This is a genomic window from Nocardia sp. PE-7 (assembly GCF_030486425.1).
Classification (GTDB): domain Bacteria; phylum Actinomycetota; class Actinomycetes; order Mycobacteriales; family Mycobacteriaceae; genus Nocardia; species Nocardia salmonicida_A.
The window spans coordinates 6,290,796-6,311,338 of sequence record NZ_CP129614.1 but is presented as its reverse complement, the minus strand read 5'-3'; the positions used below and the strand labels follow the sequence as shown (position 1 = coordinate 6,311,338).

General features: G+C 68.2%; 24 protein-coding genes. 20 read left to right on the top strand and 4 right to left on the bottom strand.

Translation table 11 applies throughout. The features are described from left to right. Positions 1 to 113: 113 nt before the first annotated feature. Both QX204_RS29495 and QX204_RS29490 read left to right on the top strand, forming a co-directional pair. Complete coding sequence (locus QX204_RS29495) at positions 114 to 1,148, top strand: NAD-dependent epimerase/dehydratase family protein (RefSeq protein ID WP_301903749.1); 1,035 nt, start codon at positions 114 to 116, stop codon at positions 1,146 to 1,148. Further along, positions 1,145 to 2,161 (top strand): lysophospholipid acyltransferase family protein, encoded by a 1,017-nt coding sequence (locus QX204_RS29490; protein ID WP_056814491.1) that lies wholly within the window; start codon positions 1,145 to 1,147, stop codon positions 2,159 to 2,161. Before QX204_RS29495 ends, QX204_RS29490 begins: the two co-directional genes overlap by 4 nt. Here the strand turns inward: QX204_RS29490 and QX204_RS29485 are convergent. Next, a complete protein-coding gene (locus tag QX204_RS29485; protein WP_301908145.1) occupies positions 2,158 to 3,066 on the bottom strand; it encodes an HAD family hydrolase in 909 nt (302 codons plus the stop codon). The two genes, QX204_RS29490 and QX204_RS29485, sit on opposite strands and share 4 nt — an antisense overlap. Positions 3,067 to 3,271: 205 nt before the next feature. On the opposite strand from QX204_RS29485, the gene QX204_RS29480 reads away from it, so the two are divergent. The 5 genes from QX204_RS29480 to QX204_RS29460 all read left to right on the top strand — a co-directional run bounded on the left by QX204_RS29480 (position 3,272) and on the right by QX204_RS29460 (position 8,772). After that, positions 3,272 to 3,553, top strand: a complete 282-nt coding sequence (locus tag QX204_RS29480; protein WP_301903748.1) for a glutaredoxin family protein — start codon at positions 3,272 to 3,274, stop codon at positions 3,551 to 3,553. A gap of 207 nt (positions 3,554 to 3,760) precedes the next feature. Further along, positions 3,761 to 4,624: a redox-sensing transcriptional repressor Rex gene (locus QX204_RS29475; RefSeq protein ID WP_301903747.1), complete on the top strand. Its 864-nt coding sequence runs from the start codon at positions 3,761 to 3,763 to the stop codon at positions 4,622 to 4,624. Between the two features lie 76 nt (positions 4,625 to 4,700). Continuing rightward, on the top strand, positions 4,701 to 6,173 hold the full coding sequence (locus QX204_RS29470; protein ID WP_301903746.1) for a glutamyl-tRNA reductase: 1,473 nt from the start codon (positions 4,701 to 4,703) through the stop codon (positions 6,171 to 6,173). Further along, on the top strand, positions 6,170 to 7,201 hold the full coding sequence (hemC, locus tag QX204_RS29465) for a hydroxymethylbilane synthase (protein ID WP_301903745.1): 1,032 nt from the start codon (positions 6,170 to 6,172) through the stop codon (positions 7,199 to 7,201). The genes QX204_RS29470 and hemC overlap by 4 nt, the downstream gene beginning before the upstream one ends. Continuing rightward, a complete protein-coding gene (locus QX204_RS29460; protein ID WP_301903744.1) occupies positions 7,198 to 8,772 on the top strand; it encodes a bifunctional uroporphyrinogen-III C-methyltransferase/uroporphyrinogen-III synthase in 1,575 nt (524 codons plus the stop codon). Before hemC ends, QX204_RS29460 begins: the two co-directional genes overlap by 4 nt. A 56-nt stretch (positions 8,773 to 8,828) precedes the next feature. Here the strand turns inward: QX204_RS29460 and QX204_RS29455 are convergent, their stop codons facing one another. After that, on the bottom strand, positions 8,829 to 9,107 hold the full coding sequence (locus QX204_RS29455; protein ID WP_062988789.1) for a hypothetical protein: 279 nt from the start codon (positions 9,105 to 9,107) through the stop codon (positions 8,829 to 8,831). Between the two features lie 254 nt (positions 9,108 to 9,361). Between QX204_RS29455 and QX204_RS29450 the strand changes: the two genes are divergently transcribed. From QX204_RS29450 to QX204_RS29425, 6 genes are all read left to right on the top strand, one after another. Then, entirely contained in the window at positions 9,362 to 10,540 is a 1,179-nt protein-coding gene (locus QX204_RS29450) for a serine hydrolase domain-containing protein (RefSeq protein ID WP_301903743.1), read from the top strand. 42 nt (positions 10,541 to 10,582) lie between these two features. Then, positions 10,583 to 11,560 carry a porphobilinogen synthase gene (hemB, locus tag QX204_RS29445; RefSeq protein WP_301903742.1) on the top strand — a complete coding sequence of 326 codons (978 nt, stop codon included), beginning with the start codon at positions 10,583 to 10,585 and terminating at the stop codon, positions 11,558 to 11,560. Further along, a complete protein-coding gene (locus QX204_RS29440) occupies positions 11,557 to 12,069 on the top strand; it encodes a hypothetical protein (RefSeq protein WP_301903741.1) in 513 nt (170 codons plus the stop codon). Before hemB ends, QX204_RS29440 begins: the two co-directional genes overlap by 4 nt. A gap of 59 nt (positions 12,070 to 12,128) precedes the next feature. After that, positions 12,129 to 12,251 carry a hypothetical protein gene (locus QX204_RS29435; protein ID WP_301903740.1) on the top strand — a complete coding sequence of 41 codons (123 nt, stop codon included), beginning with the start codon at positions 12,129 to 12,131 and terminating at the stop codon, positions 12,249 to 12,251. Positions 12,252 to 12,281: 30 nt separating this feature from the next. Next, a complete protein-coding gene (locus tag QX204_RS29430) occupies positions 12,282 to 12,545 on the top strand; it encodes a hypothetical protein (RefSeq protein WP_301903739.1) in 264 nt (87 codons plus the stop codon). 76 nt (positions 12,546 to 12,621) lie between these two features. Further along, positions 12,622 to 12,843: a hypothetical protein gene (locus QX204_RS29425; protein WP_301903738.1), complete on the top strand. Its 222-nt coding sequence runs from the start codon at positions 12,622 to 12,624 to the stop codon at positions 12,841 to 12,843. Here QX204_RS29425 and QX204_RS29420 read toward each other — a convergent pair whose 3' ends face one another. After that, positions 12,844 to 13,230 carry a hypothetical protein gene (locus QX204_RS29420; RefSeq protein ID WP_301903737.1) on the bottom strand — a complete coding sequence of 129 codons (387 nt, stop codon included), beginning with the start codon at positions 13,228 to 13,230 and terminating at the stop codon, positions 12,844 to 12,846. It abuts the gene before it with no gap. A gap of 207 nt (positions 13,231 to 13,437) precedes the next feature. On the opposite strand from QX204_RS29420, the gene hemL reads away from it, so the two are divergent. The 7 genes from hemL (at position 13,438) to ccsB (ending at position 19,793) form a co-directional block, all read left to right on the top strand. After that, the gene (hemL, locus tag QX204_RS29415; RefSeq protein ID WP_301903736.1) at positions 13,438 to 14,757 is read left to right on the top strand and encodes a glutamate-1-semialdehyde 2,1-aminomutase; all 1,320 of its coding nucleotides are present in this window, start codon (positions 13,438 to 13,440) and stop codon (positions 14,755 to 14,757) included. A 119-nt stretch (positions 14,758 to 14,876) separates the two neighbouring features. Next, positions 14,877 to 15,494, top strand: coding sequence for a histidine phosphatase family protein (locus tag QX204_RS29410; protein WP_301908144.1), 618 nt, complete (start codon positions 14,877 to 14,879; stop codon positions 15,492 to 15,494). Continuing rightward, complete coding sequence (locus QX204_RS29405; RefSeq protein WP_301903735.1) at positions 15,491 to 16,132, top strand: TlpA disulfide reductase family protein; 642 nt, start codon at positions 15,491 to 15,493, stop codon at positions 16,130 to 16,132. Before QX204_RS29410 ends, QX204_RS29405 begins: the two co-directional genes overlap by 4 nt. Then, positions 16,129 to 16,365 (top strand): hypothetical protein, encoded by a 237-nt coding sequence (locus tag QX204_RS29400; RefSeq protein WP_131816568.1) that lies wholly within the window; start codon positions 16,129 to 16,131, stop codon positions 16,363 to 16,365. Before QX204_RS29405 ends, QX204_RS29400 begins: the two co-directional genes overlap by 4 nt. Next, complete coding sequence (locus tag QX204_RS29395; protein ID WP_131816567.1) at positions 16,362 to 17,177, top strand: cytochrome c biogenesis CcdA family protein; 816 nt, start codon at positions 16,362 to 16,364, stop codon at positions 17,175 to 17,177. The genes QX204_RS29400 and QX204_RS29395 overlap by 4 nt, the downstream gene beginning before the upstream one ends. Continuing rightward, positions 17,177 to 18,805: a cytochrome c biogenesis protein ResB gene (locus QX204_RS29390; protein ID WP_301903734.1), complete on the top strand. Its 1,629-nt coding sequence runs from the start codon at positions 17,177 to 17,179 to the stop codon at positions 18,803 to 18,805. Before QX204_RS29395 ends, QX204_RS29390 begins: the two co-directional genes overlap by 1 nt. A 31-nt stretch (positions 18,806 to 18,836) precedes the next feature. Further along, entirely contained in the window at positions 18,837 to 19,793 is a 957-nt protein-coding gene (gene ccsB / locus QX204_RS29385) for a c-type cytochrome biogenesis protein CcsB (RefSeq protein ID WP_301903733.1), read from the top strand. Positions 19,794 to 19,862: 69 nt separating this feature from the next. Here the strand turns inward: ccsB and QX204_RS29380 are convergent, their stop codons facing one another. Beyond that, a complete protein-coding gene (locus QX204_RS29380) occupies positions 19,863 to 20,510 on the bottom strand; it encodes a hypothetical protein (RefSeq protein ID WP_301903732.1) in 648 nt (215 codons plus the stop codon). Positions 20,511 to 20,543 lie beyond the last annotated feature (33 nt).

Sequence of the window (20,543 nt, the reverse complement as noted above, 5' to 3'; positions counted from 1 at the left end):
ACGGCGAGTGGCGCGAATGCGGCTACTCTGGTACGCGAAACACGATGAGCAGGGGGCTTTGAGTGGGGTCAGGTACGAGTTCCGATACACGGGAACGACACGCGCCGAAGGTTGTGCTGGTCACTGGTGCCAGCCGCTTCTTCGGTGGCAATGTCGCGGCACGCATAGCTGCCGAACCCGGCGTCGAACGTGTCATCGCCGTGGATACCGTCACTCCCAGCCGTGAGCTTCGTCGAAAAATGGGTAGTGCCGAGTTCGTGCGCGCCGATATCAGGAATCCGCTTATTCGCAAGGTCGTCGAGGGCAACGACGTCGACACTGTCGTGCACGCGGCCGTGCTCACTCGTCCGCCCGCCGGTGGCGGTCGTGCGGTGATGAAGGATCTCAATGTCCTCGGCGCGATGCAATTGCTCGCGGTGTGTCAGAAAGCGCCGTCGGTGCGGCGCGTGGTCGTGCGATCGTCCTCGGCGGTATACGGATCCAGTGCCAGGGATCCGGCGAAATTCACCGAGGAAATGGGCGCGCGCACTCCACCTGCGGGGTGGTTCGCACGCGATATGATCGATATCGAGGCGCTGGTGCGTGGAATGGCGCGGCGCAGGCCCGATATTTCCGCATCGATTCTGCGTTTCGCGCCGATCGTCGGGCCGCGCCTGGCCGATCGAGGCGTGCAATATCTGCGTTCGCCGATCACGCCGACCGTTCTCGGTCGTGAAGCCCGACTGCAATTGCTGCACGAGGAAGACGCGGTCGCGGTGCTCGTGCACGCGGCGCAGCGTGCACACGGTGGCACGGTCAATATCGCCGGTGACGGCGCGTTGGCCATGTCGCAGGCGATCCGACGGGCTGGGCGCATTGTCGCGCCCGTGCCGTTCTTCGTCTTCCGCACGGTCGGTCGCTCGCTGATGGGACCGATCATGCGCGGATTCAGTGGCGAACAACCCGACTATTTCTATTTCGGTTGCGGGCTCGACACCACCCGTATGCGAACCGAGCTCGGCTTCACCCCACGCTGGACCACGGTCCAGGCGTTCGATGACTTCATCGCGGGCGCAGCGTTGCGGCCCGTCTTCGATCCGGCATGGATCGACGCCGCGGAACACAAACTGCTCGGCCTCATCGGGGCCGGTTCAGGAGCGCATACATGAACGAGGGAGCAAAAGTCATTCGTCTCGACGTGAATGTCGAGGCCCGACAGCGACCGCAGACCCGGCGATGGCCGGATCAGCCGATGCAGGCGATGCCGGTCACCTCTCTCAGCGAGCGTCGGCCGGGAATGCCCGCGCTGCCGCCGAAGTCACTCACCGACATCGTGCGCGATGCCGTCGGCGAGCAGATCGAGCGGACCGCGGAATTCGCGCGCCGCAGGCTCACCGGGGACTACCAGGTCGACGAGTTCGGCTACGACCGGCACCTGCTCGAATCGGTCATCCTGCCCACCCTGCGACCGTTGTCGGAGTACTGGTTCCGCGCCGAGGTCACGGGCATCGAGAACGTTCCCGCCGTCGGTGGCGCGCTGCTGGTCGCCAATCACGCGGGCACCGTGCCGCTCGACGGTCTGATGCTGCAGCTGGCCGTGCACGACAAGCACCCGAATCAGCGGGCCCTGCGGCTGCTGGCCGCCGACCTCATCTTCGAGATGCCGCTGCTGGGTGCGCTCGCGCGCAAGGCCGGGCACACGATGGCCTGCCACCCCGATGCCGAGCGGCTGCTGCGCTCCGGGCACATCGCCGGGGTGTTCCCCGAAGGATTCAAGGGCGTCGGCAAGAACTACGCCGACCGGTACAAGCTGCAGCGGTTCGGGCGCGGTGGTTTCGTGTCGGCGGCGGTGCGGGCCGGGGTGCCGATCATCCCCGTATCGATCGTCGGCTCCGAGGAGATCTACCCGAAGCTCGCCGATATCAAGCCGCTGGCCCGTCTGCTCGGGCTGCCGTACTTCCCGGTGACGCCGCTGTTCCCGCACCTGGGGCTGCTCGGCGCGGTGCCGATGCCGTCGAAGTGGTACATCGAGTTCGGGGAGCCGATCGCGACCACGGCGTTCGAGCCGGAAGAGGCCGATGACCCGATGACGATGTTCGAGGTCACCGACCAGGTCCGCGAGACCATCCAGCAGACCCTCTACAAGCTGCTGGCCAAGCGTCGGAACGTGGTGCTGGGTTAGTTGTCGCGGTGGCGGGCTACGACAGCCGCTACCGCTCCGCCCGCCGCGCCGAGCGCCAGCGCGGTGGGCACACCGATCTTCGCCGCCTTGCGACCGGTGCGGAAGTCGCGGATTTCCCAGCCCCGGTTCTTCGCGACCTCGCGCAGGTCGGAGTCGGGGTTGATGGCCACCGCGGTGCCGACCAACGACAGCATGGGGACGTCGTTGTGGCTGTCGGAATAGGCGGTGCAGCGCTTGAGATTGAGACCTTCGCGAATGGCGAGGGTGCGCACCGCGTGAGCCTTGCCGAGGCCGTGCAGGATGTCGCCCACCAGGCGGCCGGTGAATTTGCCGTCGACGCTCTCGGCGACCGTGCCGAGGGCGCCGGTCAGGCCGAGACGTTTGGCGATCACATTCGCCAGCTCGACCGGAGTGGCCGTGACCAGCCAGACCTGCTGGCCCGCGTCGAGGTGCATCTGGGCGAGGGCGCGGGTGCCGGGCCAGATCTTGTCGGCGATGATCTCGTCGTAGATCTCCTCGCCGAGCGCCGCGAGTTCGGCGGTGGGGCGGCCCGCGATGAAGCTGAGCGCCTTCTCCCGGCCCGAGACCATGTCGGAGGAGTTCTCCTTGCCGGTGACCCGGAACTTCACCTGTTTCCAGGCGACGTCGACCAGGTCGGAGGTCTTGAAGTACTTGCGCGCGGCCAACCCTCGGGCGAAATGGACGATCGAGGCACCCTGGACCAGAGTGTTGTCGACGTCGAAGAACGCCGCGGCGGTGAGGTCGCGAGGGACCTCGGGGCCCGCGTCGGCGCCCTGTTCGGCGAGATCGGCAACGTGCAGCTCGATCGCCGCGTCGGCGCTTGCCTCACCGGCGAGGTTGGCGCGTAGCTCTTCCTCGCTCGGCCCGAACGGGCTGCGAGGCAGCCGTGCGAACTGTTCCTGTAGTTCCTGACCGAGGCGGCTGGGCTGCCACCGCGCAGGGAACTCCCCGAATCGCCCTGCGACGAATCCGGCCCTAGTCACCTTCGAACGTTCCGGCACCAGTACCCTCCGCTAGTCGCGCGAACCATGTCCACAGTAACCGGCTGCACCGACAACTCGCTGAGGGCTCGAGGATTAAATAGGGCTCATGACTAATCCCACACCGACGGTGACCCTGTTGACCCGCGCCGGCTGCGGCTTGTGCGGCACCGCGCTGGCGCAATTGCAGAAGATCTGTGGTGATTTCGGTCTCCCGGTAGTGACCCTGGACGTCGACGAAGCCGCGGTCGAGGACCCCGAGCTGCGTGCGGAATACGGAGATCGCCTGCCAGTGGTCCTGTTGAACGGCCGTGAACACAGCTATTTCGACGTCGACGAGCCCCGTTTGCGGGCCGACCTGAGCCGGATCGCTGGTCGCGACGGAAAATGAGGCCGAATTCACCGACTTTGTGAACGCCTGCACAAGCGGTTACGGTGGTGACACGCAATCCGCACCGCCCCTGGCACGCAGCGGCGGTGGCCGGGTTTGTACCGCCCCTATGGCACCGGTCGCGCTCTCGTAATCGCAGCGACCCACACCGGTGAACGAAACAGAGGAACCGGACCGCGATCAGGCCCGGAACGAGGAGCCGACGACGTGACAGAGCAGCACGAGACGCCGAGTGGCGTCTCCGGCAAGGCTCTTGTGCGGGACATTCCGCAAGCCACGGTGACTCGTCTCGCTACCTATCTCCGGGTTCTCGCCGGGTTGGCCGACGAGGGTGTAGTCATCGTATCGAGTGAGGAACTCGCTGTCGCGGCGGGTGTCAATTCGGCGAAGCTGCGCAAGGATCTTTCCTTCCTCGGACCCAACGGTGTGCGGGGTGTCGGCTATGACGTAGCCAAGTTGCGCACCAGGATCGAAGATGTGCTCGGACTGTCACAGGGACATCGGGTAGTGCTGATCGGCGCGGGCAATCTGGGCCGCGCGCTGGTCGGTTACGGCGGATTCGGGGTACGAGGCTTCACCGTGGTCGGGATCTTCGACAACGACCCTTCGGTGATCGGCCAGTCGTACGCCGGTCTCGTCGTGCGCGATGTCGAGCAGCTGACCGCCCAGATTCCGGCACTGACGCCGACGATCGCCGTGGTGGCCGTGCCCGACGAGGCCGCCCAGGACGTGTGTGACCGGCTCGTCGCCGCCGGACTGCCGTCGATACTGAGTTTCGCGCCGCTGGAACTGCGCGCGCCCGCCCATGTGCAGGTCCGCCGCGTCGACCTGGCGATGGAACTACAGATGCTGTCCTTCGATGCCGCGCGCAACGACGCGCCCGCGCTGCCCGAGATCGCCGAGGTCGGCTCCAGCCGCGTCGCGCGCCGGGTAGCGCCGCCGAACCACCTCACACATGCCGCGCCGGTCGAACCGGCTCGCGGCAGGCCGTCGCGTCGCACCGCGCCGCGTTCGGTCACGCCCCACTCGGCAACGGAGCCAAGCACCAAGGGATCGGTGATCACGCCATGAGCGAGCGCCAGCGAGCTAAACAGCGACACGGCGTGGGGACGCGCATGACACGCCACAGCGTCGGCGAGGTGTGGTCATGAGTGTTCTGCTGGTCGGGATTTCGCATCGGAGCGCCCCGGTATCGGTGCTGGAGAAAGTCGCCATCAGTGAGTCCGAACGGCCGAAACTGGTGGATCGGCTGCTGTCCTCGAGCCACGTGTCCGAGGCCATGATCGTCTCCACCTGCAACCGGGTCGAGGTCTACGCGGTCGTCGACGCCTTCCACGGCGGGCTCGGTGAGGTGAGCGAGCTGCTCACCAAGCATTCCGGACTGCCGCTGGGCGATCTCACCAAGCACGCCTATGTGCGCTACAGCGAGGCCGCGGCCGAGCATCTGTTCGCGGTCGCCAGCGGCCTCGATTCGATGGTTGTCGGCGAGCAGCAGGTGCTCAGCCAGATTCGCAGCGCCTACGCCAGCGCCGACGGTCAGCAGGCGGTCGGACGCACGCTGCACGAGTTGGCCCAGCACGGGTTGCGAGTCGGCAAGCGAGTGCATTCGGAGACCGGGATCGACCGGGCCGGCGCCTCGGTGGTGTCGGTGGCGCTGGACCGGGCGCGTGGGGTCGTCGGCGATCTCGCCGGGCGGACCGCGGTGGTCGTCGGTGCGGGCGCGATGGGCGGACTGGCCGTGGCGCATCTGTCGCGGGCCGGGATCGGGCGCATCATCGTCGTCAACCGGACCCTCGAACGCGCACAGCGTCTCGCCGAAACCGGGCGCACCATGCACGGTGTCGATGCCGAAGCGGTCGAGATGTCTCGGCTCACCGAGGCTATGGCGGGCACCGATGTCGTGGTCACCTGTACCGGCGCGGTCGGGTCCGTGGTCACCCTGGCCGACACCCACCGCGCACTCGCGGGCCGCCCCGGCACCGACGCCGCCGATCGGCCGCTGGTCTTCTGCGATCTCGGCCTGCCCCGCGATGTGGAGCACGCCGTGGCAGGACTGCCCGGCGTCGCCGTCATCGACATCGAATCGCTGCAGCGCGATCCGGCCGCGGGCGCCGCGGCCGACGACACCGCCGCCGCGCGCCTCATCGTCGCCGACGAACTCGCCAAATACCTTGCCGGGCAACGCATGGCGGAGGTCACCCCCACGGTGGCCGCACTCCGTCAGCGTGCCGCCGATGTGGTGGAGGCCGAACTGCTCCGCCTCGATTCGCGGCTGCCCGACCTGGCCGACCCGGCCCGCGACGAGGTGGCGCGCACGGTGCGTCGCGTCGTCGACAAGCTGCTGCACGCGCCGACCGTGCGGGTGAAGCAGTTGGCATCGACGCCGGGCGGTGACAGCTACGCCGAAGCGTTGCGAGAGCTGTTCGAACTCAAACCCGGTGCGGTACAGGCGGTTGCCGCTCCGATGGAGGTCGCCGCGGGCGAGTCCGCGCTGGCCGACGACTTCACCGCAGGCCACCTCGGCGATGGGCCGTCACGCTTGACCGAGTCAAGACCCGACACAGGCAGCATGCGAAACCACGCAGCGCCGCTCGGGCATGCGCAGGAGGAAACCGCATGACCACGACAGTGCAGGAAGAGGACACCGTGACCGCAGGCAGCGCCAGTGCGCCGTGGCGGATCGGCACGCGCGGCAGCCTGCTCGCGCTGACACAGGCGGGCACTATTCGTGATGCGCTGATCGCGGCGGGGCAGCCCGCCGAACTGGTGGTCATCAAGACGCCGGGCGATCTGTCGTCGGATCCGGTGCAGCAGATCGGTGTCGGGGTGTTCACCTCCGCGCTGCGCGACGAGCTCGCCGCGGGCGGCATCGACATCGCGGTGCATTCCTATAAAGACCTCCCCACCGCGCAGGACCCGCGCTTCACCATCGCCGCGATCCCGCCCCGCGAGGACCCGCGCGACGCGCTGGTGGCTCGCGACGGCATGGTCCTCGGCGAGTTGCCCGCCGGTGCCCGCGTGGGAACCTCGGCACCGCGCCGTGCCGCGCAGTTGCGCGCCCTCGGTCTGGGCCTCGACATCCTTCCGCTGCGCGGCAATATCGACTCCCGTCTGCGCAAGGTGAGCGAGGGCGAGCTCGATGCCATCGTCATCGCCCGCGCCGGCCTGTGCCGGATCGGGCGCACCGACGAGATCACCGAATCACTCGAACCGGTGCAGATGTTGCCCGCCCCCTCACAGGGCGCCCTCGCGGTCGAATGCCGCAGTGACGACCCGCAATTGATCGAGGTACTCGCCGGTCTGGACGATGCCGCGACCAGAGCCGCGGTGCTCGCCGAGCGTTCGCTGCTCGGTGAGCTCGAAGCAGGCTGCACCGCACCGATCGGAGCACTCGCCGAGATCGTCGAGTCGATCGACGAGGACGGCCGGATCTTCGACGAACTCTCGCTGCGCGCCTGTGCCGCCGCGATCGATGGCTCCGACGTCTTGCGCGCCTCGATCGTCGGCGCGCCGAAAGACGCGGCCGAACTCGGTCGCACGCTGGCGCGCGAACTGCTGGACCTGGGTGCTCGCGCATTGCTGAGCGTCACAGACGAACCGGCGCCCACCGACTTCACTAATTCCAGCCCGATGGAGAACAACCGATGAGCAGCAGCCGAGCTACCAAGAAGCAACCAGGGCGGATCCTTTTCGTCGGATCCGGCCCCGGCGACCCGGCCCTGCTGACCGTGCGCGCCCGTGAGGTGCTCGAGCGGGCGATGCTGGCCTTCACCGACCCCGATGTCGACAAGGGCGTACTCGCCCTGATCGGCATCGCGCACGAGGTGGACGAGAACGGCGAGAGCCCGGTCGACGTGCGGCCCGCTCTCGGCGAACCCGCCGAGGTGGCCAAAACGCTGATCGCCGAGGCGCGCAACGGTCACGACGTGGTCCGCATCGTCACCGGCGACCCGTTGACCACCGATTCGGTGATCAACGAGGTCAACGCCGTCACCCGCTCGCACATGGTGTTCGAGGTGCTGCCGGGCCTGCCCAACGGCTCGGCCGTGCCCAGCTACGCGGGCATCGCGCTGGGCTCCGGGCATACCGAGGCCGATGTGCGCGGCGAGGTCGACTGGTCGGCGCTGGCCGCCGCCCCCGGCCCGCTGGTCCTGCACGCCACCTCCGGGCACCTGGCCGAGACGGCGAGCGCGCTGGTGGAACACGGTCTGGCGCCGCAGACTCCGGTCGCGGTGACCGTGCGTGGCACCACCCGTCAGCAGCGCACCATCGAGGCCACGCTGGCCTCGCTGAACAACGCCGCGTCCGAACTGGTCGGCCCGCTGGTCGTGACCGTCGGCAAGGAAGTCGACAAGCGCGCCAAGATGTCGTGGTGGGAATCGCGTGCCCTCTACGGCTGGACCGTGCTGGTGCCGCGCACCAAGGATCAGGCGGGGGAGATGAGCGAGCGGCTCGTCACCCACGGCGCGATCCCGATCGAGGTGCCGACCATCGCGGTGGAGCCGCCGCGCAGTCCCGCCCAGATGGAACGGGCGGTCAAGGGTCTGGTCGACGGGCGCTACCAGTGGGTGGTGTTCACCTCCACCAACGCCGTGCGCGCGGTGTGGGAGAAGTTCGCCGAGTTCGGTCTGGACGCTCGCGCGTTCTCCGGTGTGAAGATCGCCTGCGTCGGTGAGGCCACCGCGGAGAAGGTGCGCTCCTTCGGTATCAACCCCGAACTGGTGCCCAGCGGCGAACAGTCCTCCGAGGGCCTGCTCGCCGACTTCCCGCCCTACGACGATGTCTTCGACCCGGTGAACCGGGTGCTGTTGCCCCGCGCCGACATCGCCACCGAGACCCTGGCCGAGGGTCTGCGTGAGCGCGGCTGGGAGATCGACGACGTCACCGCCTACCGCACGGTGCGCGCCTCGCCGCCGCCCGCGGAGACCCGCGAGATGATCAAGACCGGCGGTTTCGACGCGGTGCTTTTCACCTCGTCCTCCACGGTGCGCAACCTGGTCGGCATCGCGGGCAAGCCGCACGCGCGCACCATCGTGGCCTGCATCGGCCCGAAGACCGCCGAGACCGCGATCGAGTTCGGTCTGCGCGTGGACGTGCAGCCCGAGTCGGCTCAGGTCGGCCCACTGGTGGAGGCGCTGGCCGAGCACGCGTCGCGCCTGCGCGCCGAGGGCCTGCTGCCCCCGCCGCGGAAGAAGAGCCGCCGCAGCAGCAGCCGCTAGGCTCGACAGATACGCCGAAAGCCCGCCCGCAACGGCGGGCTTTCGGCGTATCTGGGTCATCGGCTGTAGCGCAGCAGTGTGCGCACGAGCCGGCAGGTGGCATCCGACGGCGGGCGGATGTCGATCTTCTCGGCGGTGCGCCGGATCGTCTCGTTGGTGGCCTGATTGGGTAGGTACACACCGGAATCCAGCAGTGCGATCGTCAACCGCATGGCCTTGAGCCGACGATTGTGCGCCACGTACCAGCGGCGCGGACGCCCCGCGGGCAGTCGCTTCTTCTCGAGCGGCACGTACGGCGCGGTGATGAAAGTGGTCTGAGCGGCAATGGCGTTCATTCGGCGTCCTCCCGTTGCGTTTGGGTCCCGCCCCCGATCGTCGGAACCCTCGAACACGCTTTCGATTATAGCGAGAGGTACCGACAGGTTTCGTCGATCTCGCGCGGAAGCCATTGAGCTCCAGTGTCTTTCGATGTTATCCACAGGTTCGCCGGGACCGGTTGCCGACCTCGGCGAAGCACCGCGGGTGGCGATTCGCCGGTAGCTGTCGGACCGCTGTGGTCTAGTAGCGCAACGCAACCCGAGGAGAGGCGATGACGGTGGACGAGATCGGCAAGCGGCTCGGCGCGCACGTCGCGGCCGACGAACTGCTCGGGCTGGCCTGGCTCGTCGCGGTCGGCGACGACGTGACCACCGGCGCCATCGGTCATCTCGACGCCGAGCGCAACGCACCGGTGCGCACCGACACGATCTTCCGGATCTCCTCGATGACCAAACCGCTCACCGCGGTCGCGGCCTCGATCCTGATCGACGACGGCGTGCTCGATCCGACCGAACCGGTCGATCGACTGCTCCCCGAACTCGCCGACCCGCGGGTGCTGGCGAACCCCGCTGCCGAACTCGCCGACACGGTCGCGGCGAACCGCCCGATCACCGTCGAGGACCTCCTGACCTTCCGCCTCGGCTGGGGGATGGATTTCGCCGACTTCTCACCCAAGCCGCTCGACACCGCCTGGAGCGAACTCGGCCTCGGCTGGGGCCCGCCGACGCCCGCGCAGATGCTGCCGCCGGACACCTGGATGCGGCGACTCGGCACCTTGCCGCTGCAATATCAGCCCGGCGAGCGCTGGCTCTATCACGTCGGCGCACCCGTCCTCGGCATCCTGATCGCCAGGGCAGCGGGCGCACTGCTGTCGGAATTCCTGGCCGACCGCGTCCTGCGTCCGCTCGGCATGACCGACACCGGCTTCTCCGTCTCACCGGACGAGCTGGCCCGACTCGGCCCGCACTACACCGACATCGACGGCGTCCGCACCGTCTTCGATCCGGCCCTGGGCCAATGGAGCACCCCACCCGCCTTCGAAGGCGGCGGCGACGGCCTGGTCTCCACCCTCGCCGACTACCACCGCTTCGCCCGCATGCTGCGCGACGGCGGCGAATTCGACGGCACCCGCATCCTGTCCGAACGCGCTGTCACCGCCATGACCACCAACCACCTCACCGCCGAGCAACTCGACCGCGGCGGACCCGCCCCCGACGGCAGCGCGGGTTGGGGATACGGCGTCGGCATCCAGCTGCGCGACCGGCCCGACGGCCCCCGCGCAGGTGCCTACGGGTGGGACGGCGGTCTGGGATCCACCTGGTCCAACGACGGTGCGGTGACGGCGATCCTGCTCACCAACCAAGCCTGGAGTTCGGCGGGCCCCTCGCCGGTCTTCGCAACCTTCGAGCAGATTCTGGGCGAACTGGCCCGCGGCTCCGGCCCGCTGTAGGCGCTGCCGCGACCGACCGGCGAGAGGCGTATTCTGCGGGCTATGACCGCTTTCGACCGCCCGCGGCGGTTGCGTAGGACACCCGCATTACGTCGACTCGTCGCCGAAACCACGCTGCAGCCGCGTCAGCTGGTGCTGCCGATGTTCGTCGCCGATGGTCTCGACGAGCCGCGGGAGATCAGCTCGATGCCCGGGGTGTACCAGCATTCGCTGGACTCCCTGCGCAAGGCCGGGGCGGAGGCGGTGGCCGCCGGGGTCGGCGGGCTGATGCTGTTCGGTGTGCCGCTGCCCGAGGACAAGGACGCGACCGGTTCGCAGGCCAGTGATCCGAACGGAATCCTCAATCGTGGTCTGCGCGCGCTCGCCGAGGAAGTCGGGGACGCGACGGTCATCATGGCCGATACCTGCCTCGACGAATTCACCGATCACGGCCACTGCGGTGTGATCGGCACCGACGGCGCGGTCGACAACGACGCGACGCTGCACCGCTACGTGGAGATGGCGCTGTCGCAGGCCGAAGCCGGCGCCGATCTGCTCGGGACCAGCGGGATGATGGACGGCCAGGTCGGTGCGATCCGGCGCGGACTCGACGCGGTCGGCCGGACCGACACCGCCATCCTGGCCTACGCGGCCAAGTACGCCTCGGCCTTCTACGGCCCGTTCCGTGAGGCCGTCGGCTCGTCGCTGGAAGGCGATCGCCGCACCTACCAGCAGGATCCGGCCAACCGTCGCGAATCGCTGCGCGAGCTCGATCTCGACCTCGCCGAGGGCGCCGACATCGTGATGGTGAAGCCAGCGATGTCCTACCTCGACATCCTGCGCGACGTCGCCGACCGCTCGACGGTCCCCGTCGCGGCCTATCAGATCTCCGGTGAGTACGCGATGATCACCGCCGCCGCCGAGCGTGGCTGGATCGACCGCAGGGCCTCGATCCTGGAGTCGCTGATCGGCATCCGGCGGGCGGGCGCGGACATCGTGCTCACCTACTGGGCGACCGAGGCAGCACACTGGCTGTCGTGATCGTTCCGCCGAACAAACCCGAAACCCTTCCCATGCCGGAAGACGTCGGCACCGCCCGTCAATTGTGGTGGGCGACCGCCGGCCTCGGTGTGGTCTACACCTTCGCCAGCGTGATCACCATGACCGGTGAGCGCGACGAGCTCAGCAAGCAGTTCCTCGACGAGATGCACAAGTCGGATCCGAACTTCCCCGCGGCTACTGTCGACGCGATGGTGCTGGTGGCTTTCGGGCTGACCGCGCTGGTCGGCGTGCTGCTGGCCGGGGTCACCGTGGCCATCGCGCATCAGCTCGGCCGCGGCAAGTCCTGGGCGCGCACAGTGCTCACGGTCGTCGCGATCTGGCTCGGGCTCGGTGCCGTCGCGACCATGTTCACCTTCTCCGGCGTCGCCGGTCCGGCGACGATCGTGGCGGGTGGCTCGGCGATCGTGCAGGGCGTGCTGGCCGCGGGCGCGGCGTTCCTCAGTTACCGGCCGGAGTCGACGAAGTACTTCCAGTCTCGCCGGAAGTAACACTGCACAGTGTAGGGTGAGGATTATCACACCGGCGTGGCGCCGGGGGAGCGGAGGCAATGATGCGCGTGGTGATCGAGCAGCCACACAGCCTGCGGCGCGACCTGTTGGTCATCGGGTTGATGGTTGTCCTCACCTTGGCCGTCATCGCGTTGTTGCTGGTACCGAGCCTGGTCGGCTGATTCGGTCTCGCCCCTGGCAGGATCGCGGGAATGAGACGCTGGATCGCGCTGTTCGAAGTCGGCTTCGCCGTGCTCTTCCTGGCCTGCGCGGTCGTCAGTTGGCAGGCGGCGCGGCGCACCACCGAGTTCGTCGGTACCGATGAACACCCCGGCTTCGTGGCCGTGCGCTACGTGCCGCCGTTGCTGTTGCTCGCCTGCGCGCTGGTGACGGTGGGCGGACTGCTGGTGATCGACGCCCTCGCCAGGATCTACGCCAGATCTGTAGCGCGTCGCCGCGTCGAACCGATGATCTAGAGGAAGCCGAATTCCGATGTGCGCGTGGGGGTTCGGGACACGAGCCCGCACCGCGGGCTCCCTCGAGGAGGAATCGATGACCAGACTGACCGCAGGAATCTGTACCGTCGCCGCCGCCGTGGCGACGATCGCGTTGGCCGCCGCGCCCGCTCAGGCCGCCGGCCTGCCGCTGACCCCGCTGACCGCCGAGCCGGCCGCCGACGGTTTCGCCCCGGAGACCGGCTCGAGCGGGATCTACAACGGCATCATGTGCCAGCTGCACACGATCTCCGCCGAAGTGCCCTGCATGTACACGTAATCAGTCGGTCCACTGCTGGTAGACGTCGATAACGCGCCCGCCCCGCGTGCCGGGCGCGTTCAGGAAAACGGAGACGGTGCCGTCGGGATGGGCCGCCGCCTCCGTCACCACCTGGCGCAAGGTGGCACGGATGCCGCCGTCGGCGTCACGGTACAGATCGGTATCGGTGTGAAGACCCGCGCCGATCCGATTGGGGGGTACGAGCATCGCGGTGATCGCTGGAATCGGCCCCGCCCCGAGTGCCACGGTCTCCTCGTGGCTGAGTTGGGCGCCGATCCGATCGGGCTGGACCTGCGGTGCGAAGGCGGTGGCCGAACCCGCGCCCAGAAGCACTCCCGCCGCGACGAACCCTGTGCCAAGGGCAGTGCTGGTGACGCCGAAACGCATGAAATACCCTCTCGCTGATAGCTGATTTCCCTCCGGCTCAGGTGCTGAGCCGCACGGAGCGTAGTCGCAGGCCAATGGGCCTAGATCGAATTCTTTCGCCGATAGGGGCGGCGTGTCGGGCGTGTCGCCGGTGGGTCGCTGCGGTCTGGGTCACTGTGCTCCACCCTGTCGTCCGGCGTGCCGAAGCGAGCTGAGAGACTGGAATCCGTGAGTCCTACGCAGGTACCGGTTTCCGCCCAGCTCTTCGAGCGGGCAGCCTCGGTGATCCCGGGTGGCGTCAACTCCCCGGTTCGTGCGTTCAATTCGGTCGGCGGTACGCCGCGGTTCATCACCTCCGCGAGCGGCTACACCCTCATCGACGCCGACGGCAACGACTACGTCGATCTGGTGTGCTCGTGGGGTCCGATGATTCTCGGGCACGCCCACCCCGCCGTCGTCGAGGCCGTGCAGAAGGCCGCGACCAGCGGATTGTCGTTCGGTGCGCCGACCGAGGCCGAGATCGAGCTCGCCGAGGCCATCGCCGCCCGCGTCGATCCGGTCGAGCGGGTCCGCCTGGTGAACTCCGGGACCGAGGCCACGATGAGCGCGGTCCGCCTGGCCCGCGGCTTCACCGGCCGATCCAAGATCATCAAATTCTCCGGCTGCTACCACGGCCACGTCGACGCGCTGCTGGCCGACGCGGGCTCGGGCGTCGCGACGCTCGGTCTGCCGACCTCGCCCGGCGTCACCGGCGCGCAGGCCGCCGACACCATCGTGCTGCCCTACAACGACCTCGCCGCCGTCGCCGCGGCCTTCGAGGCGCACCCCGGCCTGATCGCCTGCGTCATCACCGAGGCCGCCGCGGGCAATATGGGCGCGGTCGCGCCGCTGCCCGGCTTCAACGAGGGCCTGCGCACGCTGGCGCACGACAACGGCGCGCTGCTGATCATGGACGAGGTGATGACCGGCTTCCGGGTCAGCGCGTCGGGTTGGTACGGCCGCGAAGGCGTCGCGGGCGACCTCTACACCTTCGGCAAGGTGATGAGCGGTGGCCTGCCCGCCGCCGCGTTCGGCGGTCGCGCCGAGATCATGAACAACCTCGCCCCGCTCGGCCCGGTCTATCAGGCGGGCACCCTGTCCGGTAACCCCGTCGCCGTCGCGGCGGGCCTGGCGACGCTGCGCGCGGCCGACGCCGACGTGTACGCGGCGCTGGACCGCAATGCCGATCGTCTCGGCTCGCTGTTCGCGAAAGCCCTGACAGAGGCCGGTGTCGAGCATCAAGTCCAGTTCGCAGGCAATATGGTGAGCGTGTTCTTCGCCGAGCGCCCGGTGACCGACTACGCCGCCGCCAAAGCGAGCCAGACCTGGCGTTACCCTGCCTTCTTCCACGCCCTGCTCGACGCGGGCGTGTACGCGCCGCCCAGCGCTTTCGAGGCATGGTTCGTCTCCGCGGCACTCGACGAGGACGCGTTCGACCGTATCGCCGCCGCTCTGCCCGCCGCCGCCCTCGCGGCCGCGGCCGCAACCCCCGAAGGATCCCCAGCGTGAGCTCCGACCAGCCCGACGCAGAATTCGCCCCAGTCCCGGCGGATAGCGACGAGGCGCCTCATCCTGTCCCCGCCGCCGCGCCGCCCGCGCTCGACGACGACCCGTCGACCGTCGAAACCATCGTGCACGTGCTGCGCCACGGCGAGGTGCACAACCCGAACGGCATCCTCTACGGTCGCCTGCCCGGCTTCAGCCTCTCGGTGGCCGGTCGCTCGCAGGCCGGTGCCGTCGCGCGCTCGCTGGCCGATCACGACATCGCGATGGTGATCGCCTCCCCGCTGCAGCGTGCCCAGGAGACCGCGGCGCCGATCGCGGCCGCCCACGACCTGATCGTGCGCACCGACGAGAACCTGATCGAAGCGGGCAACACCTTCGAGGGCCTGCGGGTCTCCGTCGGTGACGGTGCCCTGCGCAAGCCGAGGCACTGGTGGAAACTGCGCGACCCGTTCACCCCGTCCTGGGGCGAGCCGTACCTGCAGATCGCGCATCGCATGCTCGCCGCGGTGAACAAGGCCCGCGTCGAGGCCGCCGGTCACGAGGTGGTGCTGGTCTCGCATCAGCTGCCCGTGTGGACGCTGCGGCGCTTCCTGCAGGGCCAGCGGTTGTGGCACGACCCGCGCAACCGGCAGTGCTCGCTCGCGTCGCTGACCTCGCTGGTCTATCAGGGCGATACGCTCGTCGACATCGTCTATTCCGAGCCTGCAGGCGCGTCGGACCCGTCGGTACACGGCGCATGACACGCTGGTCCTCATCGGGATCCGCCCGTGGCCGTCGGCCGCGGGCGCTGACCGCCGTGCTGTCCGCCCTGTTGGTGATCATCACCGTGGCGGGCTGCTCGACGGGTACCGATGCGGTAGCCACCGGTGGCGGGACCTTCGAATTCGTCTCACCCGGTGGTAGAACGGATATCTACTACGATCCGCCCGCGACGCGCGGGACGATCGGCACGCTCTCGGGGCCCGATCTGATGAACGAGGGAAAGACCGTTTCGGTCGACGATTTCCCGAACCAGATCGTGGTCGTGAACCTGTGGGGACAGTGGTGTGGCCCGTGCCGCGCCGAGTCGCCCGCTCTCGAAAAAGTCTTCGCGGCGACCAGAGATCAAGGCGTCGCGTTCCTGGGGATCAACGTCCGTGACCATCAGCGCGACAAAGCCCAGGACTTCGTAGTGGACAACAAGATCGAATACCCGTCCATCTACGACCCGTCGATGCGGACCTTGCTCGCTCTCGGCGGAAACTTTCCCACCAGTGTTATTCCGACCACGTTGATCCTGGATCGTCAGCACCGGGTCGCCGCGGTCTTCCTTCGCTCGCTACTGGCCGAAGACCTTCAGCCCGTGGTCGAGCGCATCGCCGCCGAGGAGAAGCAGTGAGCAGCCGTCGTCGTCCAGGAAATCTGACCGCGTGTCGTCCCCGTCAGGGCGCCCGCCGAATGGGTGCGGGCTGGACGGTCGACGACCGTTGGGCCGGCATCGCGACCGTCCCGCGCAGTGTCGCGGGCGCCGGTCTGTTCGATTTCGGCCCCGCTGAACCGGCCGAGACCGAGCGCACCCTGTCGTTGCCGCGCGACGAGCAGCAGGACATGGATACGGACACCGACGAGTGATTCCGCTCGCCGCAGTCGGGGATTCCTTCCAGCAGACGGCGGCATCGGGTCCGCTTCTGCTGGCGCTGGGAGCCTGCCTGCTCGCGGGCCTGGTGTCGTTCGCTTCACCGTGTGTCGTGCCGCTCGTCCCCGGCTATCTGTCGTACCTGGCCGGGCTGGTCGGCGCCGAGGCGCCGCCCGCCACCAACGCGCAGGCGAGCACGCTCACCGCGCAGCGCCGTAGCGCGAAGATGCGGGTGGCCGGTGCCGCCGGGCTGTTCGTCGCCGGGTTCACGGTGGTGTTCGTGCTGGCCACGGCCACTGTTTTCGGCGTGATCCAGACCCTCAATGTGAATCGGGAACTGCTGCAGCGCATCGGCGGTGTGGTGACGATCCTGATGGGTCTGGTGTTCATCGGCTTGGTCCCCGCCCTGCAGCGCGACACGCGGATGGAGCCGCGCAGGCTTACCAGCATCCTCGGCGCGCCGCTGCTCGGCGGGGTGTTCGCGCTCGGCTGGACGCCGTGTCTCGGGCCGACGCTGTCGGGTGTGATGGCGGTGTCCGCGGGTACCGAGGGCACCACCGCGGTGCGCGGAGTGACGTTGATCGTCGCCTACTGCCTCGGCCTCGGACTGCCCTTCGTGGTGCTGGCTTTCGGGTCGGCCGGTGCGTTGCGCGGGGTCGGCTGGCTGCGGCGCAACTCGCGCACTATTCAGGTAATCGGGGGTTTTCTGCTCGTCGCCGTCGGCGTCGCGCTGGTCACGGGGGCATGGGATCAGTTCGTCAGCTGGGTGCGTGACGGGTTCGTCTCCGAGGTGACTCTTCCGATCTGATGACTGACACGCTGACTACTCCGACCACCCCCACCCCGCCCGTCCGGCAGTCGCTGGTGGGCCGGGCCTGGGCCCTGGTTCGCAATTCGTGGCGCGGCCTGACGAGTATGCGCACCGCGCTGGTGCTGCTGTTCCTGCTCGCGCTGGCCGCCATCCCCGGCGCGCTGCTGCCACAGCGCAGTCTCAACGCGCAGAAGGTCGACAAGTACATCGCCGACCGCCCGACACTGGGCCCGTGGATGGATCGGTTCGAGCTGTTCGACGTGTTCGGCAGCTTCTGGTTCACCGCCATCTACGTGCTGCTGTTCATCTCGCTCGTCGGCTGCATCCTGCCGCGCTGCTGGGACCACTACCGGGCACTGCGCACCCCGCCGGTGCCCGCGCCGCGCAACCTGAGCAGACTGCCGCACCACTCCAGTGAGACCGACGACCGGACTCCCGACGAGGTGATCGAGGCCGCCAAGGTTTCCCTGCGTGGGTGGCGGACCGAGGTTCGCCCCGGTCAGCGCGACGGTGAGGTGACGCTGTCCGCGGAGAAGGGCTATCTGCGCGAGTTCGGCAACCTGGTGTTCCACCTGTCTCTGGTGGGGCTGCTGGTGGCGATCGCGCTGGGCAAGCTGTTCGGCTACGAGGGCAATGTCATCGTGATCGCCAACGACGGTCCCGGCTTCTGCACCACCTCGCCCGCGGTCTTCGACTCGTTCCGGGCGGGCAACACCAATGACGGCACCGGCATGACGCCGCTGTGCATCAAGGTGAAGGACTTCAAGGCCGACTACCTGCCCACCGGCCAGGCCGAGATGTTCCACTCGAATATCGAATATCAGGCGGGCGCCGACCTCAGCACCGACACGTGGCGCAGCACCGAGCTCCAGGTGAACCATCCGTTGCGCGTCGCCGGTGATCGGGTCTACCTGCAGGGACACGGCTTCGCGCCGACATTCACCGTCACCTTCCCCAACGGACAGACCCGCACCGAGACCATCCAGTGGCGGCCCGACGACGCTCAGACCTTCCTGTCCAGCGGTGTGCTGCGCATCGACCCGCCCGGCGGCATGTACGCCACCGACGAGGAACGCAGGCAGAACCAGATCGCCATCGAGGGTCTGTTCGCGCCGACCGCGATGTTCCACGGCAGCCTGCTCACCTCGTCGTTCCCCCGGATGGATGACCCGGCGGTGGCGGTCGATGTCTATCGCGGCAATACCGGTCTCGACACCGGTCGCTCGCAGTCGCTGTTCTCGCTGGACCCGGAGATGATCAAGCAGGGTCGGTTGACCAAGGAAGCGCGGGTCAACCTGCGTCCCGGCGAGTCGACCACGTTGCCGAGCGGAGCGAAGGTCACCTTCGACGGCGCCGAGGAATTCGTCAACTTGCAGGTCTCGCACGACCCGGCCCAGCAGTGGGTGCTGGTGAGCGCGCTGACGATGATGGCCGGTCTGCTGGTGTCGCTGTTGCTGAAACGGCGACGGATCTGGATCCGGGCGTACCCGGTCGAGGCCGCGGCGGGTACCGTGGGTCAACGACGCGCCGTAGTAGAAATGGGCGGCCTGGCCAGAAGCGATCAAGCGGGCTGGGGCGCCGAGTTCGATCGACTGCGGACACGGCTGCTGGGAGCGGAGAAGTGATCCGCGCACTCGACATGGAGACGGAATCCTGATGCAGATCGACGAAACGCTGGCACGGTACAGCGACTTCGCGTTCATGTCGGCCATGGCCATCTACGCCCTGGCCACGGTCCTGCTGATCGTGCAGTACGCCTCGGCGCGCGCCAAGCAGGTCACCGCGCGCGAACTCGTCCCCGCGGGCGACCCGGGGTTGCCCGGCCGCATCGAGACCCCGGAGGCCAAACCGCTCGCCGAACGGCTGGGCAACATGGCCTTCTCGGTGCTGGTGGTCGGCGCGGTGCTGCACATCGGTTCGATCGTGCTGCGCGGCTTCGCGACCCACCGCTTCCCGCTGGGCAACATGTACGAGTTCACCACCATGGCCACCGCGGCCGCCGTGGTGATCGGCCTGATCTTCCTGCGCGACCAGCGCTACCGCGCCATGTGGGCGTTCCTGCTGGTCCCCGTGCTGATCCTGATGTTCCTGGCGGGCACGGTCCTCTACGCCGACGCCGCACCCGTGGTCCCGGCTCTTCGCTCGTTCTGGCTGCCGATCCACGTCACCATCGTCAGCATCGGTAGCGGCGTCTTCCTGGTCTCCGGCGTAGCCAGCCTGCTCTACCTGTTCCGCATGCGTCAGCCCGCGGGCGAGGAATCCACCGGCATCCTCGGCACGATCGCCCGTCGCCTCCCCGACGCCCGCACCCTCGACCAGCTCGCCTACAAGACCACCATCATCGGCTTCCCCCTCTTCGGCGCGGGCGTCATCCTCGGCGCCATCTGGGCCGAAGCAGCCTGGGGCCGCTTCTGGGGCTGGGACCCCAAGGAAACCTGCTCCTTCATCGCGTGGGTCCTCTACGCGGCCTACCTGCACGCCAGAGCCACCTCCGGCTGGCGAGACACCAAGGCCGCCTGGATCAACATCGCCGGCTTCGTCGCGATGCTGTTCAACCTCTTCATCATCAACATGGTGATCAGCGGTCTGCACAGCTACGCCGGACTGAACTAGCCGTTCTGCCGCGGACATACATAAGGCCCAGAGGCTCGGAAGAGCGTCTGGGCCTTTGTTGTTCGCGGATCAGCAGTAGTAGCAGATCTTGTTCGCGGGGAGTTCTACGTGGCAGTTCAGGCAGACCGGTTTGCGGACCGGTTCGGGCTTGGGGACGGCGGCGGTGCTGCGGGGGGCTCGGGTGCGCTTGACGGCTGCCTCTGCTGCTTCGGCGGTGGCCAGGTCCGCGGAGGTGGACTGGCGGATGGCGGCGACCTTCGGGGGGAGGGTGGGCAGGCCGCCGTCAGCGGGGAGGTCGGTGGCGAAATGCTGGTAGCACTGCCAGCGGGCCGCGGCGGCGTGCATTTCGAGGTCGTCGGGGATGGGCAGGCCCGCGAGTTCGAGGATGTAGCGGTAGCCGGTGCCGACGGTCTGGTTCTTGCGCACACACAGCGCGCTCAGCGGCGGCTCGTTGTTCTCGTGACAGTGCTCGGCGACCTTGTCCAGCACGACGGGCAGCCAGTGCTGCCACTTCACCGCGGTGCGGATGCCGGACTCTTCCTGGACCAGCTCGGCCAGTTCGGTGTTGACGATGAAGTTGTTGAACCGGGTGGCGGTGTCGGCCAGCACTTCATGTGCGGCGCGAGTCCACTCCAACCGGGCCTCGGTGAACGTCACGGCGCTGCCGTCGGCCGCGCGCCAAGTGGTCGGGACAGAACCTTGCTGCACATCAATCACCGGAATACGTTATCTACCCAGCTCTTTCGACGC